12 protein-coding genes are annotated in these 16,207 nt (G+C 57.1%); 3 read left to right on the plus strand and 9 right to left on the minus strand.

All coding sequences use genetic code 11. From position 1 onward, the window contains the following. Positions 1–461: 461 nt before the first annotated feature. Positions 462–1,604 carry a 5-methylcytosine-specific restriction endonuclease system specificity protein McrC gene (mcrC, locus tag AC1DIJ_RS09760; RefSeq protein ID WP_112385371.1) on the minus strand — a complete coding sequence of 381 codons (1,143 nt, stop codon included), beginning with the start codon at positions 1,602–1,604 and terminating at the stop codon, positions 462–464. Beyond that, positions 1,601–3,835: an AAA family ATPase gene (locus tag AC1DIJ_RS09765; protein WP_477831388.1), complete on the minus strand. Its 2,235-nt coding sequence runs from the start codon at positions 3,833–3,835 to the stop codon at positions 1,601–1,603. Before AC1DIJ_RS09765 ends, mcrC begins: the two co-directional genes overlap by 4 nt. 329 nt (positions 3,836–4,164) lie before the next feature. On the opposite strand from AC1DIJ_RS09765, the gene AC1DIJ_RS09770 reads away from it, so the two are divergent. Continuing rightward, positions 4,165–4,734 carry a recombinase family protein gene (locus AC1DIJ_RS09770; RefSeq protein ID WP_112385370.1) on the plus strand — a complete coding sequence of 190 codons (570 nt, stop codon included), beginning with the start codon at positions 4,165–4,167 and terminating at the stop codon, positions 4,732–4,734. Between the two features lie 108 nt (positions 4,735–4,842). Here AC1DIJ_RS09770 and AC1DIJ_RS09775 read toward each other — a convergent pair whose 3' ends face one another. The 3 genes from AC1DIJ_RS09775 to AC1DIJ_RS09785 are packed head-to-tail and all read right to left on the minus strand — an operon-like array spanning position 4,843 to position 6,864. Next, positions 4,843–5,253 (minus strand): ubiquitination-like system serine protease family protein, encoded by a 411-nt coding sequence (locus AC1DIJ_RS09775; RefSeq protein ID WP_112385369.1) that lies wholly within the window; start codon positions 5,251–5,253, stop codon positions 4,843–4,845. Beyond that, complete coding sequence (locus AC1DIJ_RS09780; protein WP_112385368.1) at positions 5,250–6,452, minus strand: ThiF family adenylyltransferase; 1,203 nt, start codon at positions 6,450–6,452, stop codon at positions 5,250–5,252. Before AC1DIJ_RS09780 ends, AC1DIJ_RS09775 begins: the two co-directional genes overlap by 4 nt. Beyond that, positions 6,412–6,864 (minus strand): multiubiquitin domain-containing protein, encoded by a 453-nt coding sequence (locus tag AC1DIJ_RS09785; RefSeq protein ID WP_112385367.1) that lies wholly within the window; start codon positions 6,862–6,864, stop codon positions 6,412–6,414. Before AC1DIJ_RS09785 ends, AC1DIJ_RS09780 begins: the two co-directional genes overlap by 41 nt. 172 nt (positions 6,865–7,036) lie before the next feature. Here AC1DIJ_RS09785 and AC1DIJ_RS09790 point away from each other — a divergent pair, with 172 nt between their 5' ends. Then, a complete protein-coding gene (locus AC1DIJ_RS09790) occupies positions 7,037–7,390 on the plus strand; it encodes a helix-turn-helix domain-containing protein (protein ID WP_010000772.1) in 354 nt (117 codons plus the stop codon). After that, entirely contained in the window at positions 7,390–7,953 is a 564-nt protein-coding gene (locus tag AC1DIJ_RS09795) for an ImmA/IrrE family metallo-endopeptidase (RefSeq protein WP_112385366.1), read from the plus strand. The genes AC1DIJ_RS09790 and AC1DIJ_RS09795 overlap by 1 nt, the downstream gene beginning before the upstream one ends. A gap of 419 nt (positions 7,954–8,372) precedes the next feature. On the opposite strand, the gene AC1DIJ_RS09800 is transcribed toward AC1DIJ_RS09795, so the two are convergent. From AC1DIJ_RS09800 to AC1DIJ_RS09815, 4 genes are read right to left on the minus strand one after another with little or no spacing between them, the layout of a single operon-like run. Continuing rightward, positions 8,373–9,125, minus strand: coding sequence for a YgjP family zinc-dependent metalloprotease (locus AC1DIJ_RS09800; RefSeq protein WP_112385365.1), 753 nt, complete (start codon positions 9,123–9,125; stop codon positions 8,373–8,375). Continuing rightward, entirely contained in the window at positions 9,125–12,391 is a 3,267-nt protein-coding gene (locus AC1DIJ_RS09805; RefSeq protein ID WP_112385364.1) for a type I restriction endonuclease subunit R, read from the minus strand. The genes AC1DIJ_RS09800 and AC1DIJ_RS09805 overlap by 1 nt, the downstream gene beginning before the upstream one ends. Before the next feature lie 15 nt (positions 12,392–12,406). Further along, positions 12,407–13,702 carry a restriction endonuclease subunit S gene (locus tag AC1DIJ_RS09810; RefSeq protein ID WP_112385363.1) on the minus strand — a complete coding sequence of 432 codons (1,296 nt, stop codon included), beginning with the start codon at positions 13,700–13,702 and terminating at the stop codon, positions 12,407–12,409. Beyond that, a complete protein-coding gene (locus AC1DIJ_RS09815; protein WP_477831389.1) occupies positions 13,695–16,178 on the minus strand; it encodes a type I restriction-modification system subunit M in 2,484 nt (827 codons plus the stop codon). The genes AC1DIJ_RS09810 and AC1DIJ_RS09815 overlap by 8 nt, the downstream gene beginning before the upstream one ends. Between the last annotated feature and the right edge of the window lie 29 nt (positions 16,179–16,207).

Here is a 16,207-nt window from a genome sequence, read left to right on the forward strand (position 1 = left end):
GCTCGACGAAGCTCGACGAACACGCGCAATCGTATCCACTCGCTTCAACTCCCCCTCCATCCGTCAGCAAAAGACGGATGGTCAGACGAAACAGGTGGGGGGTCAAAATTGGACGCCGGTCACCCCGCCAGGGGGGTCAACATTCCACGCCGAAACACAGGCATGTGGTAGATGCGCTCGCCGGAGCCGATGCTGATGTTGCCCTTAATGACGCAAGACTTGCTTGTTGCGCTTGCCAGCACAGAAGGAAATACGGTGTAGCCACCGGCACCGGCAGCGAATGCGCCGACAGAGCTTAATGCAACTAAAGTTCCGAATTTCACGATAGCCCCGAGATGCTCAGGGTTGTGCCAAGGCTTCGTTCGAGAACGATTGATCCAATCGCTAATATTTTAGCGGTCGATTGATTTCGGCTCGGACTTAGATGCAGCATGGCCAGTCGTCTTTCCCGCGCCAGCTAACTAAAGTTCCCGCGGGCATTCTACTGATCCGGGAGCTTCGCGTTTGGGTAGATTGCGCAATCGCTGCAGCAGCTCCAAGCTCGGCAGCATTAGATCGATGGTGACGAAGCGGATATCGTGCCCCTGCATGCACAGCGTCTCGTCGATGCTAATGCCGGTCACAGGGTGTAACAGCCAGCCCTCAGCGTTTTTCGCAAGCTCATTATTGTCTTCCTGGGAGCGTAGATAGGCATACATCTGATAAAGATACCCGCTCTTCAGGACGCTTTCACGGTAAGCGGTGCGGGTCAGCGCGTCGGTAAACTTGGTATCGATGATGATGCGGCGTTCGGCGCTGACATTCTCCAGAATGATGTCTGTCTTCATGCCGGGCAAGATCGCGTCTATTCCCGGCGTGGCCCTTTGAACTGGCCACTCGAACCGCTGCCCCTGCGACACCCGCCAGCCGTCCTGCGTACTCAGCTCCAGCGCATAGAAATTGCCGATAGCCTTCTCGAAAAGCTTGCGGAGCATAATATCATCGCGTTCGGCCCGGGTGAGAGCGTTACTTCCCTCGCTCTCTGTCGGCAGCACAACGTCGAAGACCAGTCGGGCAAGTGTGACCATTAGAAGGTCATCAGAGTCGTGGCGTCCGATCTGATCTGAGACCAGCGCAGCGCGCGAAGGCCGGATACCACCCACGCCAAGGCGCCCAAGATCGCCAGCGAGCACACGACAGCGGTGCGCGAGGTTTCGTTCGGCAACACGTGTGGCAATAGCGTCCAGCGCGCTTCGAACAAGGCGATTGCGGGGCGTGTCAATCGTATGTTCCTCGAAACGGCATGCCACCTTCCCCTGCCGGAGAAGGTTTCGAGATTCCGTTTCCAGAAGGTCAATCCGGCCCCGGACCCGCGAAAGCACGGCTTCAGCGTGGCGATAACCCCGGCTGAGATTGCGCCTCAGGCGGCGCTCAACGGCAGAACAAAGAAGCCGCGCAATCAGATCCGACAACTCGGACGACTCCTCCACTGCCGCATCAAAGCGACCGCCGAACCGGGCAAGGTCCGAAGCGTAGAGGAGTAGAAGCCAAAGATTGCGGACCGGGATGCGACCGCTTGATCCCGACTTTGCTTGGGTGGTGTCGAGTGCAGCCTCCGTCGTCATTCAGGAAAGTCCGCGAGGAGGCGCTTTCGGGCCTGCGCTGCTTTGTCGGGTGCTTCGAACCAGTACTCCTCTAGAAGCGGGCCGATCTCGGTCTCAACCACCTGCCGGAACCACGCGCCCGCGCTGGCGGAGGGCAGTGCGTCCAGAGGCGTTACATAGCTGTGGCCGATTCGATATTGCGAGCCAAGCGAGCGGTCGCCAGTGATCTCATTGTTCAGGGCGGTCAGGCGCTCTTCGACTCTCGCGATATCTGCGGCGTCAAGGCCGCAGCGCTCGACACACCAGTGCCGCCAGGCTTCGCCAAGTTGCGGTTCCAGAGTCACAAACGCAAAGCGGCGGCGAAGCGCCAGATCGACTAGAGCCAGAGAACGGTCAGCAATGTTCATGGTCCCGATCACGTGCAGATTCGGCGGGATGAATAACCTCTCGCCGTCATAATGGCGATATGCGAGCTCCAGCGCCTCGTCAGGCTTGCGCTTGCTGTCTTCGAGCAAGGTCAGCAGCTCGCCGAAAATTTGAGCCGGATTGCCCCTGTTGATCTCTTCGATAATCAAAACGAAGTGCCGGTCGGGCTCCGCTCCGGCAGCTTGGATCGCTTCGAGGAAAATTCCGTCTACAAGCGCGAGACCGCCGCCATTCTGCGGCCGCCAGCCGCGCACAAAGTCCTCGTAGGAAAGTGAGGGATGAAACTGGACGATCCGCATTCGCGCCTTGGCAACATTGCGATGGTTTGAGCCAATGAGCGCATAGGCGAGCCGCTTCGCGAGCCACGTTTTGCCGGTGCCGGGCGGACCTTGGAGGATCAGGTTTTTCTTGGTGCGCAGCCGATGGAGCACGTTCTCTAGAAAGGTCTGCGGTAAGAAGCAGCCATCTTCGACGATGTTCTCGATCCCGTAATGGGGATGTTCGGCTTCGTTCCCTTCGAGTTCCGCCGTTTCTTCCTCTGCCGTGATATCGAGTTCCGTGTCGGCGCTCCTGCCGCCGTACTTGCGCGCCCAATAGGGTTGTCGCAGCCAGAACTCGTAATCCTGCGACGCGCCAGCGAAGGCGAACAGGATCAGCCGGCGTGCGTTGGCGTCGTCCCTGTCCGCCATCACCAAGGTCGTTCGATAGGTGTAAAAGTACCAGTTGCGCGGCGGCTCCAGAACTTCCCAATCCACCCGTACGGTCCGGCCATCGTCCAGCGTTTCCGTAACGGTGCCGACAGCCTTGATGCGCATGCAGGACACCGGCTTTTCGCCTACATCGAACGGTACGTTATAGCGCTGGACGAACGATGCCTTGATCGCGATTAGGTCCCCCGGTCTCAACTGTGCGACGAGTTCAGAGAACTTGTCGTCATAGCCGTTCTGCCAGATACCTTCCCGAACGAACCGCTCAAGCTGATCACCTTCGTCCCAGCTCGCGCCCGCAAACCAGAACCGGCGGTTGGGATCATCGAACAATGTTGCAGCGCGCTCGATCTGCTCCGGCGCGGGAGCATGGTCAGCGTCTCCGCTGTCCGGAAGCGATACGCGAAGGTCTCGGACAAGCGCCAGCGCTTCCTCGTGTGAAAGGTTCGTTTCCCGGCCGTTGGCAGTGAGGCCCCAAATGCCGCGTGCAGGCGCATTGAGAAAGCCGGCCTTCATCAGGTAGAGCCGCGCCCATGCAACCCGGTTTTCGAACGTGGACTGGCCTTGCTTGACCGTGTTCGTCAACTCGTATTCCGGAACATCCTCGTGCTCGCGTATCCAATTGCAAACGTCTTTCGGCCTGGCCTGTCCGCCGAGTGCCCGCAGCGCATCAAGCACCGGCTGCATATAGGCGATGAAACGGGAACCGCGCCCTTTCTGTCCGGCTTCCGCGTCTGTTGAGCGCCCTAGCGTTTCGGGGGCAGTTTTCGCCCACTCGAAGACTTTTTTCTGCTGCTCCTCGACAAATCCCTCGGGATCATCAACTTTCAAGCCAATGAGGCGGGCTGCAGCTAGGAGCCCTTCCCGCGCTGAGCCGTCAAGTTTGCCAGTTCCGACATCGTTCTTGTTGACGACAATAGCGCTGAGGATTGGCCAGCCGCGCTCGTTCGCAATGATGACGAGCTTTTCCAAGTGGCGCGGCATTGGCAGCCTAGCCTTATTCCATGCGACGCCGCTGGCCGCCGCCAGATCGCCGTAGCTCACGCACATTTCATGCTGCGCCGCGTGGCGAATCGCGGAGTAGCTTTTCTCCAGGTCAAGGCGCGGTTCTTCCGTCATTCTTCCCCCAATCGTGAACTCAATGCGTGATTATACTTACACCGCGGTTAGCCAGACATCCTAACCAGACGCCGATGACCTTTGTCGATGCATTTGATCGGAGTTCACGTTGTGCACGTACTTTTCCAACGGATGGACCAAGCGATCCGAGCGCGCATCGCGCGCTCCAATCTTCTTGCGGTAAGTCGCCTAATTCATAGGAATCGCATCGCAACGTCAGGGTATGGCTACGCGTGACATCGCCCTGGTTGCGGGATTGATCGTAACATCAGTCTTGACGCCGACTATTAGTGACAAGTTAGCCTCGGGCCTAAAGCTTGAGGTGACATATGACAAAAATCGGTTACGCCCGTGTCAGTACGATCGACCAGGATTTTGAAATTCAGCAACAACGTCTGAGGGCGGAAGGTTGCGTGATCGTGCGTGCAGAAAAGGTATCCGGCGCTAGCCGCGATGGCCGAAGTGAACTCGCAACCATTATCGAATTTCTTCGTGAGGACGATGAACTGATGGTCACGCGGCTCGATCGCCTGGGCAGAGACACACGTGATGTGCTCAACATTGTGCACGAATGTGAGCAGCGTGGCGCCTTCATCACCATTCTCGACCCTCATGTCTCAACGCGGGGAGAAATGGGGCATATGATTTTGACCGTGCTCGGTATGGTCGCTCAAATGGAGCGACGCTTTATAAAAGAACGTCAGCGAGAAGGTATCGAACGGGCAAAAGCATCTGGACGTTACAAGGGAGGCAAGGCTCGAATCGACCACCAGAAGATTCGAGAGCTGTCGGCGATGGGTGTAGGCGCAACGGCAATCGCGAACGAGATTGGTTGTTCACGAATGCAGGTTTATCGGGTTCTAAGCGCGTCGGACCGTGATTGCCTTACGCGCCCGTGACGACCGTAAGATTTACGATAAATGTTGAGCACGGCATACCCTGTTCTTTCTGCCAAAACTTACAAAACCGTAACAGGCAGAGCGGTTTCCAACTGCCTGCTGCGAGGGTTATCTCCGCGGCCCGAAAGACGTGAGCCGAGTCCATGCACGGCTCAAAGCAGCTAGCACACGCTGCGGGAAGGATAGACGCTTCGGATCACCCTGCGCGTGGCGGACGATCTGCTTGAGCATCACCGCTTGCGATGTGGCGGGATCGAAGGCGCGCAGCCATTGGACTTCGCCAGCCGTAATAAAATAATGCGAATTGCAGGGTCCATCGCAAACCGCAATAGATGGGCGTACAGTCGCCATGCCGCTTTGCTCGGTAATCTGGTGGCTGTCTGGGACCAGAAGCGAAACACGGTGACCACAGCCGCACGCGCAAAGCAAGGCGCCAACCTCGAACTCCTCGCTGTGATAGACGACGCCCGGAAGCAAAGGCTTGGGTATACGCTCGACGACCTGATAGCGAAATTTCATTTACCGCCCCCCGCCTGGTCGATTTCAAACGTGACGGTATCAAAGATGATAGAGGTCGCGGCAGTCTCCCGGTCTAGCAACCCGAAATGCTGCTTAAACCGGATCACGGCCATGTTGGCATTCAAAGCGTTTAGCTCAGGAATCTGCGCCTGCTTGCGATATTCGTCAGCTTTTGCGTTCTCGACCGGTAGGCGCACTGTTCCTTGATTTTCGTCAAAGGCCTGACGGTCGGTGCCTGTGATGCGGACAAAGCCGCTGAGCCCGATGGTTGAGCGGTTAAGGCCCATTCCGCAATCGACAAACGGAAGGTTATTTGCACTTAGCCAATCCACGATAAGAAGGCGCGCAGGTCCTTCATCGACCGAGACGAAAACAAAATCGAACGCGTGGAGTCGCATGACATTGTCGGCCGTGATGCGTTCGGCGACCGGCACAATGCCTGAATGCCATTGATCATATTGTGTCGCCAGCGCCTCTACCTTCAGCTTGCCGATGGCCCCTGGTATAAAGCCGGGCCATCTGAAGATCGTGTGGAGATGGGCCTTGTCATCATCGAAGAGCGCTATCTGCTCGATGTGCGTACGGGCTAATGAATCAAGAATGAAGGCCCCTGTCCCGCCAAGGCCGACGATCGCAACCTTCTTGCCTCGCAGGAGCGCTGAAAGATCATTGAGATGATATCGAGCCGACATGGTATCGGGAAAGCGCAGTGGCGAACCCTGCGCGGCAGCCTTGACGGCGATCGCACCTAGGGGTGTCGCATTTGGATAAGCATTAAGCGCCGGCGTCGTGATCGTGTCGATATACGTTTCAACCTTTTCCTGGAACGACGTATACGCACGCATCTCGCCCTGCTCATCAATCAGCTTGAACGAGAATGAGCAGGTCATAACGAGATCGGGCGCCACCTCGACAGGATTGGGACCGCCGCCAAGCCTCAGCTCGCGTCCCTGCTGGTCATGGGGTCTGCTGCCGCGCCACCAGGCTTGGTGATCGGATGGCGGACCAATGACCGGGTTTGTCAGACCAAGGGGGTAGGCCCAATCGCCATGCTGCAGGCTGCCCTGACTGTCGAGGTAGGGCAGGCCATAGATCACAAGATACCCGCCGACAAAGTCGACCAGGTAGCCCGTCTCATCCAGATCCCTAAGATAGGGGTTATGATTCACCAGTTCCGGCAACTCGAAAGCGCATTCCATCTGTCACCTTCACTTTCTGACCGGGTGCGAGCGTGCCGCTCGGGTTTTCTGCCGGGCCATGGGAGTACTTGACGAGATATTCATTTGAGGGCTTGCCGCCCTGCCCGAGATAGAGATCGACCACCCGGGCGTAGGTGATCTCTTTGGTATCGATCTCGTGATCATCGCCATTGACGAGAATGTCGAAGACCTTCTGGCTGTAGAAATGCTGATCCTGCGTCAGATGGATCGGCGTATCATCTCGCCGGATAGATTCGTCTTCTCCGACGCCGGCAATCTCGCGGTAGAGCTTCTCGTGTTTCTTGATATCAGCCAAAGCGTAGAGCGCTTCGCCGGTCGTCGGGTTGGGAGACTTGAGCGCCTCGCGGTTAATATGGATGCGCACGAGGTGCGCTTCAGCGCTTTCGATCATGCGGGTCTTCCTTTTCTGCTTCAGATTTGTAGGCGAGCCCTTGACACTGATTCGCGAACATGATTCCAACTTGTTTCAGAAGTGAGCCGTTTTCATATGTGAAACATCTTGTCTCACGAAAGAGACAGTAGGCGTGATTCTTGACGGAGTCAACGACGCCTTTGGAGAAACTATGACACTTCCTATTGCAGAGCTTGCGCGACTGATCACCAGGAAGCGTGCTGGGCTTGGCATCCGGTCAGCTGCTGCTCAAGCTGACGTAAGCGCGGCAACGCTCTCTCGTGTTGAAAATGGTCACCTTCCCGATCTGGCGACATTCGCGAAAATCTGTCGTTGGCTCAACGTGGACCCCGCACAGTTCTTGGGTTTAGAAAAAGCTCAAGCTGATGAACCTTCAAATCGGGCAGTTGTGCACTTTCGAAAGAAACCAACTGTTCTGCCTGAGACCGCGACATCCCTTGGCGCCCTAATACTTGCGGCGCAGCGCGCCCGGAGAGCGCGTTCTGATCTCGCTGGCGGTTCCTGATGCGTCGTGGCTTCAAGGCAGAATCGGAGCGACGCACCATCGCAGCACGTCTATCATTGGGTCTTAGTGACCTCGATTTGCTCGATCCGTGGCTTTACGCTGACTACCTTGGCGTTACAGTGCTGGATCCACGCGACCTGCCTTTGGAACCAGAACATCTCGAACAACTGTTGGAACGAGATCCCGACAGCTGGTCTGGAATGACTTTGTTCGAAGATGAGGAGCATGTAGTGGTGCTCAACACATCTCATGGCAAGCCCCGACAGCGCGCTACCCTCATGCACGAGCTGGCCCATATCATACTAGATCATGCGCCAGCTGATGTGGACGTTTCTCCAAGCGGACTTGTCTTGCTATCTGACTATTCCGTCGAGCAGGAAGAAGAGGCGGACTGGCTCGGTGGAGCGCTCCTGTTGCCGGAACCTGCGATCCTGCATCACAGAACAGCCGGCCACTCAATCTCTAGCCTATCGCAGATTTACGGGATTAGCGTCGAACTCTGCACATGGCGCTGCCGAATGACTGGGGTAGAAAAGAGATTGGCTTTCCGGAAGCGCGCGTAGACGTTCGATCTGCTGAAGGGCGTCGCCCAGATAACTGCCGAGAATGGATGGCTTGAGAGCCGCATCAGTTAAGCCCCATGCGACAACAGGCTGCGACAATACCTGAAGCGCTGCCATCGGCAGGTGTCACTTCAACGTTTAGGCTGGAGTCTATCGTGTCACAAATGACCCGTGTGAACACAGATGTTACGGTCAGGCGCGTAACGCGACGGTGTCAAATTAGGCTATACCTCAATGTTGCAGCACGCTGGCTGGCGCCGAAGCAAACGGTTGCACCTCGCGCGAACGATCGATTTCAGGCCGGCGCAATGGCAGGTCGTGGAAATTAGCTCGCCAATCCGGACATCGATTAGAACAGTTCTGCCGTAGCGTTCAGCTCATAGCAGACCTCCGCGACCGGTGCTGCGAACGGCTGAATTTTATAAACCCTCAACCTGAATTCCATTCTCCGCCAGCCAATCTTTTCTCCAACGCCAGTCTGGTAAATGCTGCTCCAGCTTGATCCAGAAATTTGAGGAATGATCTGGGTAATAAGCATGCGCCAATTCATGCACCACAACATATTGAGCAATGCGTGGAGGTAAGAGTATAGCTTTCCAGTGAAACGATACGCGACCGTCGGCACCGAAAGATCCCCATCTAAAGCCAAGGTCTTGCACTTTGACCTCTTGCACGGTCACCCCCATGCGGTTGGAAAGCTCGGTGACCTGCTTTTCGAACCATTGCTGGGCTCTTCGCGTGTACCAAGAGACAAAGACGTCCCGCCCCCGGTTGATAGAACTGCGTCGCAGGCAGAACCGGCCATTCGTTAGACTGAGATCTACAAGCTGGTTATTGACAAGACGCAGCCGGTAGCTCCGGCCAAGGTACAAGAAACCTTCACCGTCAACGAATTCCTTCCTTGGCGCCCGTCGTTGCAACCTTGCTTTCTCTTCGACCTTGGTATGGACCCAGACCAACTTCTCCTCAACGAAGCTGACCAATCGATCCACGGGCACGGTTGACGGTGCCACGATCGACAGATCTCCGGAACGCTCCACCGTGATCTCAATGGATTTACGACGATCACTGCGATGAACGTCGAAGACAAGACCATCAATCTCCAGTCGATGCACGCTCGCTCGGGCGGGCTTTCCTCCGGTTCGGATTGGCGTCATGGGCAGCTTCGACATCAGGCCGCTCGCAGTTTGTCGTCATTGGCTTTTGCCTGCTGCATCAGCAGATCAGCAAGGGATTCCGCATCGTTGACACCGAATCCCCGGATTCGTGCATCGAAAATGATTTCGAAGATCTCCGATCTGAGGCTTTCCTGATCTGCCATCTTGAAGCCACTCCACAATGATCGGTTCACACTGATTTCCTCAATGATTCGATCCACCACACGGCGCGTCACTTCATGCAAGGCTCGAAACTGGTCAGCCGAGGTGGCTTGATCTGCAGAACTCGCCGCCAGGACAGTGCGGAGGAAGGGCAGATAGACCTCGGGAATGTCCGGTGTGGTTTCATCACCATCGCTGGCTTCACCACGAAGTTCATCGATGATGGCTTGCAGTTGCTCGATGATCTTGTCCCACTGCTCACCAAAGCCTTTCAGGATGGCGTTGAGCCGTTCGGACATTTTCTTGAAACGGACCGGGTCGGTTTCGAGGTTCTTGCGTATGTGAGACCGGATCGCGTGTTCCATTTCGGAGGCCTTGGCTCGGTCACCCGCGGCTTGCCCGACTTGATTTTCGAATTCCGCATCCGTCAACTGCACGGGCGGGATTTTCGGGTTGATACCAAGCGAAATGACGTGATCGTCAATCAGCTTGCGCACTTTGGCACCGATATCCGGCCCCATGACTGGCAAATCGCGATAGCGGTTGCGGGCGCGTGCTTGCAAGTATGCAAGCCTCTTTGCGTCCTGAACAAAGGGCAAGGCCTCAGGGCGCGGCAGGACAAGGTCAAGTGATGTCAGGAAATCCTTGAGCTTGACGGTAAACTCCGCTCTGACCTTCTCCGTCGAGAGTACCTGAAGGCAGTCCTCGTCATTAGAAAGGTCATCGATGCCAGCGCGTCGGAAGATGTCTGCAACACGAATATGGCGATCCTGAAGAACCGGGATTTGATCATTCAGGCTGACCAAGGCTCCATCAATATCTTCATCGGAGTAGGCGGCCAAGGCAGCCTTCAGATGATGGGCCACGCCGAAATAGTCGACAACGATGCCACAGGTCTTGCCGAAGCCTGTCCGGTTGACGCGGGCGATCGCCTGCAGCAACTCGGCTTCCCGGATGGAACGGTCGAGATACATGACGCCTTCAATCGGGGCGTCGAACCCTGTCAGGAGCATTGACTTAACAATCAGGAAGGCCAGCGGATCTGATTTTGTTGCATCCTTGTGGATCAAGGGTTTTTTGAAGCGTTTGATCCGCGTTTCCTGCGCCGACCCTTCGGTCCACTGCTTCCAGGAGGCATCGTCATTGTTGCCCCCCGACATGATCGCCGCAAACTCAATCGTCTCAAGCGCGTCGCGATACCGCCACGCCTGCACTTGGGCCTGCAATGCCGCCGGCTTGCTGCAAAGCTCTTCGTCACCCATCTCCTTGTCGTGGTCGGACAAGGCCGCTGCCTCTGCCATCAACTCATCACGGGCGACAAGAAAAGCGGCCTGATACCGGACCACGGCTGTGCGGCTGTAGGCCACCACCTGTGCCTTGTATCCGTTCGGCAAGAGGTTGGTCACGTAATGGCGCAGCATGTCATGCGCCTTTTCGGCGATCAGAGCGGGGGCTTCGAGGATATTGCCCTTGGTCGCGTATTTCTTCCGGATCGCTTCCAGCTCTTCATCCTTGCGGTCGCAAAACATGTCCTCGAAGAGACCGTCCAGTGTGGCTCCATCCTTCACCGCCCCTTCGGCGGTCCGGCCTTCATAGAGGACAGGGACAGTAGCGCCATCAGCCTCGGCTTCCCTGATTGTGTACTTGTCGATGAACTCACCGAAGATCTGGGTAGTGCGCTTCTTCCCCCCCATGATGATCGGCGTGCCGGTAAAGCCGATCCGGGCACAGTTCGGCAGCGCGGCCATCAGGTTGGCGTGCAGATCGCCCGCCTGCGTGCGGTGCGCCTCGTCCACCACGACAACGATCGTCTCGTCCTCGTTTAGCACCTCAAAGGCGGTTCCCTTCGTGACCTCGGCGACGTCCTCATCCGTCCGGTATTTCTGGATGGTAGCAAAGACGAGGCCCGGTCCCTTGCGCTGGGCCAGCTTCCTCAACGATCCGTTGCTCGTCGCCATCTCGACCACGTCACCCGACAGTGTCGCGGTTTCCGACAACTGACGCTGCAGATCCTTGCGATCGGTGACCATGATCACCTTGAACTTCCGCAGCGCCAGATCCGTCCGCATCTTGCGGATCATGAATACCATGGTCAGGCTCTTGCCCGAGCCCTGCGTATGCCAGACGATGCCGCCGCGGCGGTCATACTCGCCATCCTGCGCCCGAGTCTTGCCGCTGCGCAGCCGCTCCAGCGTGCGGTTCACGGCGCGGTATTGCTGATATCGGCAAACGGTCTTGATCGTCTGGCCGCCCGCGTTCATGAACAACAGGTAGTGCCGCAGGATATCCAGCAGATGTGCCGGTGGCAGCATCCCTGCAACAAGGCGTTCCTGCTCCGACAGGCCCTTCTTGCCCAGAGCGGTGATCACATCGTCTTCGGACCCTGTGCCATCCGGCCCGACCACCGTCTTCCATTGGCTGTAATGCTCCAGACCCGCGCCGATGCAGCCCACCCGCGCCTGATCAAAGCTGGTGGCGATCAGCAGCTGGACGCTGGCAAACAGCGCAGGCGTGCCCTCGTTCTCCTCAACCTCCAGCGCGGCCTTGCGGGCATTGTGATACCGGCGCAGCTGGTTGACCGCCTCCCCCAGTGGTTCGGGGATGCCAGGGCTTTTTGCCTCGACCACCACCAGAGGGATGCCGTTCACCAGCATCATTACATCCGGGATGATGAAGCCCTTGCCCACGTCATGGCCGCGCGGGCAGTCGACCCGGAACTGGTTCGCGACGGTAAAGCTGTTGGCCGCCACATCGTCCCAAGCGATATAGCGGATTGTCTGGCCGCGCCCACCGTCCCAACCGGGCAGACCTTCGACCGTCAGACCCTTGAGCAGCAGGTTGGTGACCGCCTGGTTCGCCTCCATCAGCCCGCGATGGCTGTGGCGCGTGAGCGCGCTGACAGCCTCGGACAGGCGCGCCTCGTCAAGCCAGGGCTTGCCGCCCGGGCCGGGGTTGATGGCGCGCAGGCGTTCGCGCAGCGTGGCCTCGGCGATGACCTCCTTGAAGCTGACACGGCCCGTCAGGCCGGGGTCATCCGTGCTGCCGGTCTGCGCGTTCCAGCCCATGGCGACGCATTGGTCGATGAAGGGCTTTTCGACGTCATCATATTCATGTCCCATGGGCAGACCCTTCGGTTACAGCAGAGCGGTGACGGCTTTTCTGCCGGTGAGCAGGTCTTCCATCAGGCCGGATTTCTGGAGGCGGAGCTTGTCGAGCAACTGTTCTTCTCGGACCTCGCGCTCAACTATTTCGTGATATGCTTTCGTGATTGCGTCTTGCTCGGGCAGCGCAGGGAAGCCGATAAAAAACTGAGCAATGCGGAACAATGCCAGTTTGGGAACGCCTCCGCCGGTGCCTTTTTCCCATTCTACTTGCTGCTGAACAGCGACCGAGTTCATCATCATAGCCAGGAATTCTGGATTTCCATCTTTCTGCAGGACAATTCGAGCAGCGTTCTCAGTTAAGATCGTCCGGGTGAATTCATCTGCACTTTGCGGGAAGACGCCCACATGTCCGAGCGATCCTGCGATTGAAATGTAAAGCTGACCTGCTCTAATTTCATAACGCGTCAACGCTCTAAAGGTGCGCTCTTCGAGATCTTCCAAATCGTCGATTTTGATCGATTTCCCGAAGAAATCCTTGACCCTCAGATACTTGAAACCAGTTTTGCCACTCGCGTAAGCATGGCCGGCGGGGAGCCTCTTTCCGCCATGAACTGATGCAAATGTGGATAGGTGGTCGACATCCCACTCCTTCGGCAGCCAGCCGAGTGGGGTTTGTTTGTAGAGATGCGGGGCTGTGGCTTTGGTGGGGCGGAGGTCTCCATTTGCGTCAATGCCGCGGGTCAGGAGGTCGTGCAGCAGCCCCTGCTTCATCGCTTTCAACTTGGACACCACCGCTTCGGTCCCTCGTATCGCCGCGTCGAAGTTGTCGAGGATCTCGGCGATTTTGGATTGAATGCCCCGATCTGGAAACGGCACAATAATCTGTCGAATGTCTCGTAAGACCAAACGCCGTAACGCGCTCCCCGACATGAAATTCTCGTATTGGCGCTTAGCTGCGTGTGAATTCAGAGTATGCGCTAGATAGTTGGCATCTATGGATTCCAGTGGACTTAACAGAGCAATCGACGACAAAGCCGCAATTGTTTCAGGCTGTCGATAGGCGACGACTTTACCGACGCTTCCATCCTTTGATAAAAGTACCATTCCAGAAGAAATAACGCAGTTGTTTGCCGCAATCAGGTCAAATTGAGCCTGTGAGATTTTCGTGCATGTGTCGAGGTCGATATATCCGTCGCGCATATCCTTGACGTTAGCGATAGGCAGGCCCGCCTCTCTTGGAGTAGGGCTGAAATGAGATCCATCAGTTATCCGGCTACAGCATGCCGCAAGAAGTGACGTCTCATACATGACAGGCGCTTTAGACATACCCCAGCCCCTTTAGGAAACCGGTCAGCTTGTCTGCCGCTTGCGCCCGTTCGCCTTCGATTTCGTTCAGCGTGACGCGATACTTGTCCCACCAGTTCTCGAACGCTGCCACAATGTGCCCGCGCTGCGCGGTGATGTAGCGGGTCAGGATCTTTGCCATGTCATCATGCAGGATCTGAAGCAGCAGCTCCGTAGCCCCTTCGTCCGTCAGATCGTCGACGCCCTTGTTCAACTCGGCGGTGAACTGGTCCTTCTTGGCCTTCAGCGTCTTCTTGACCTCGGACAGTTGCTTCTTCCAGGCCTTGATCTGTGCCTCATCCACTGGATCAGCATCATCCTCTTCCTCCTCGCCTTCCTCCGGCGCGGCGGTCGCGACCTTTATCCTGGCGTCCAGCTCGGCCTTCTCGGCCTCCAGCTCGGCGATCCCGGTCACGAAGCCGCCCATCAGGAAGACGACCAGTTTATGATCCAGCGGGTTCTCCTTGTCGCCCTTGTCCTCCAGCGCGGTGACGATGGAGGTGCGCCAGGCATCGACCACGCCCTGGGTCCCGCGCGCCATGAGGGTGAGGAAGTCGAAGCGCGAATGGTTCCAGAACTGGGCGATGATCCCACGCACGGTGAAGGGGTCCAGCATGGCCAAGCTTTCGAGCGTGGTCGAGAAGCTGGACAGAAGCTCGTCGCGCAGGGCGATCAGTGCGGCCGCATTGTCATTGCGCGCTAGGGCAGTGATGGCGTCGGTGTGCTTGGTCCACCAGGCGTTGAAGTTCTCCCAGATCTCGGCGTCGCGCGCCATGAGGCCCCGGTTGGTTTCGATGGCCAGTTTGATCTCGGCTTTGGCGGTAATCTGTACTGCGAAATCGAGGTACCGCTCATCGCGCGGAGTCAGCAGGTCCATCGGGTTCAGGCCGTGTGGCTTGAACAGCGCTGCCTTGGCCTCAACCTCCGACTTCGGGATGCCGCCGACAAGGTGGGCGCGCACGTCATGCGGTTCGGGTGGCGGTGCGTTGTCGGCGTAGCGGCGGATGTTGAGGTTCCAGTCGTTCGCCTCGAGCGTGTCGATGTCGACGATGGTCGAGAAGCCTGGGATCTCGCGGTATTCCTCGAAGGTGCTGACGATCTTTTCGATGTGCTCGGGCATCAGGTGGTTCTGTGCGCGGCCTTCGAAGTATTCGCGGTCGGCATTGATGAAAAGCACCTTGCCCTGGCGGTCGGCGGGCTTGCCGGAGACGAGCTTCGCACCATCGTGCTTCTGCTGACGCAGAACGATGACACAGGCCGGGATGCCGGTCCCGTAGAATAGCTGCGGGCCGAGGCCGATAACCGCTTCGATCTGGTCGCGCTGGATGATCCTCTGGCGGATCTTTGCCTCATCGCCGCCTCTGAAGAGCACACCATGCGGCATGACGGTCGCGATCATGCCCCCGTCTCTGGTGACGTGCAGCATGTGCTGAAGGAACATGAGGTCGGCCTTTTTCGAGCCGCGTGGCACCTCGTGAAAGAAGCGTTCTGGGAATTTCGGCTCCCAGACGTAGTTGCCCGACTTGTCCCTGTCCTTGGAACCCCAATTGATCGAGAATGGGGGGTTGGTCAGAATCCGGTCGAAGCGGCGCAGTTCACCGTGCTCGACGTGTTGCGGCTCGCCCAACGTGTCTTCATTACGCAAATCTGGGCTGTTCATGCCATGGAGCAGCATGTTCATCTTGGCAATCGACCAAACAGTACCCGCGAATTCCTGACCGAAGAGGTTGGCCTTGCTCCCGTCCTGACCATTCTCATCGATGTATTCCTTGGCCGCGATGAGCATACCACCCGAGCCGCAGCACGGGTCATAGACGTCATGTTCGAGGGTAGGCTTCAAAAGCCGAACCATCATACGGACGACGGAACGGGGGGTATAAAACTCCCCCCCCTTTTTGCCGGCAGAATCCGCGAATTCCCCAATGAGATATTCATAAGCGGCGCCCAGAAGATCGGGAAACTCGAAGTCGTCATTGAGAAGGCGGATTTCGCCGAAGTGGTTGATCAGTTGGCGGAGCTTCTGATCACTGATCTTACTTTGCCCGACCTTTCGGGTGAAATCGATATGGTCGAGAACCCCTTCGAGCGCAATGTTCTCGGATTCAATGCCGCCAAGCGCCTTGTTGAGCTTGTCGCCAATGTTTTCATGAGCTTCATCGACGAGAAATCTGAAACGAGATTGAGGGGGCACCCAGAATGCCCCTGTCTTTCCGTACCAGACCTTGTTCTCGGCATCCTGCGTCGCTTGCTCTTCAGATACGCCATTCTCCATGCGCTTTTTGATGACGTCGTCTCGCGCATGATCGAACAGATCAGAGCATCTTTTAAGGAACAGCATTCCGAAGATGTATTCCTTGAATTCGGACGCATCCATCTTTCCGCGAAGAATGTCGGCTGCGCCGAATAGGTGGCGCTCTAGCTGTGCAAGTGTCAAAGGCATTTGAATTTTTCTCGTCATGTTTGCTCGCTACTTGCGATATTTCAGCC

It is taken from the genome of Rhizobium sp. 10N427 (genome assembly GCF_056394605.1).

Coding starts and splice junctions, on each gene's coding strand:
- mcrC (WP_112385371.1), bottom strand. CDS start 1,604: ATGACGACGGAGGCTGCACTCGACACCACCCAAGCAAAGTCGGGATCA.
- AC1DIJ_RS09765 (WP_477831388.1), bottom strand. CDS start 3,835: ATGACGGAAGAACCGCGCCTTGACCTGGAGAAAAGCTACTCCGCGATT.
- AC1DIJ_RS09770 (WP_112385370.1), top strand. CDS start 4,165: ATGACAAAAATCGGTTACGCCCGTGTCAGTACGATCGACCAGGATTTT.
- AC1DIJ_RS09775 (WP_112385369.1), bottom strand. CDS start 5,253: ATGAAATTTCGCTATCAGGTCGTCGAGCGTATACCCAAGCCTTTGCTT.
- AC1DIJ_RS09780 (WP_112385368.1), bottom strand. CDS start 6,452: ATGGAATGCGCTTTCGAGTTGCCGGAACTGGTGAATCATAACCCCTAT.
- AC1DIJ_RS09785 (WP_112385367.1), bottom strand. CDS start 6,864: ATGATCGAAAGCGCTGAAGCGCACCTCGTGCGCATCCATATTAACCGC.
- AC1DIJ_RS09790 (WP_010000772.1), top strand. CDS start 7,037: ATGACACTTCCTATTGCAGAGCTTGCGCGACTGATCACCAGGAAGCGT.
- AC1DIJ_RS09795 (WP_112385366.1), top strand. CDS start 7,390: ATGCGTCGTGGCTTCAAGGCAGAATCGGAGCGACGCACCATCGCAGCA.
- AC1DIJ_RS09800 (WP_112385365.1), bottom strand. CDS start 9,125: ATGTCGAAGCTGCCCATGACGCCAATCCGAACCGGAGGAAAGCCCGCC.
- AC1DIJ_RS09805 (WP_112385364.1), bottom strand. CDS start 12,391: ATGGGACATGAATATGATGACGTCGAAAAGCCCTTCATCGACCAATGC.
- AC1DIJ_RS09810 (WP_112385363.1), bottom strand. CDS start 13,702: ATGTCTAAAGCGCCTGTCATGTATGAGACGTCACTTCTTGCGGCATGC.
- AC1DIJ_RS09815 (WP_477831389.1), bottom strand. CDS start 16,178: ATGACGAGAAAAATTCAAATGCCTTTGACACTTGCACAGCTAGAGCGC.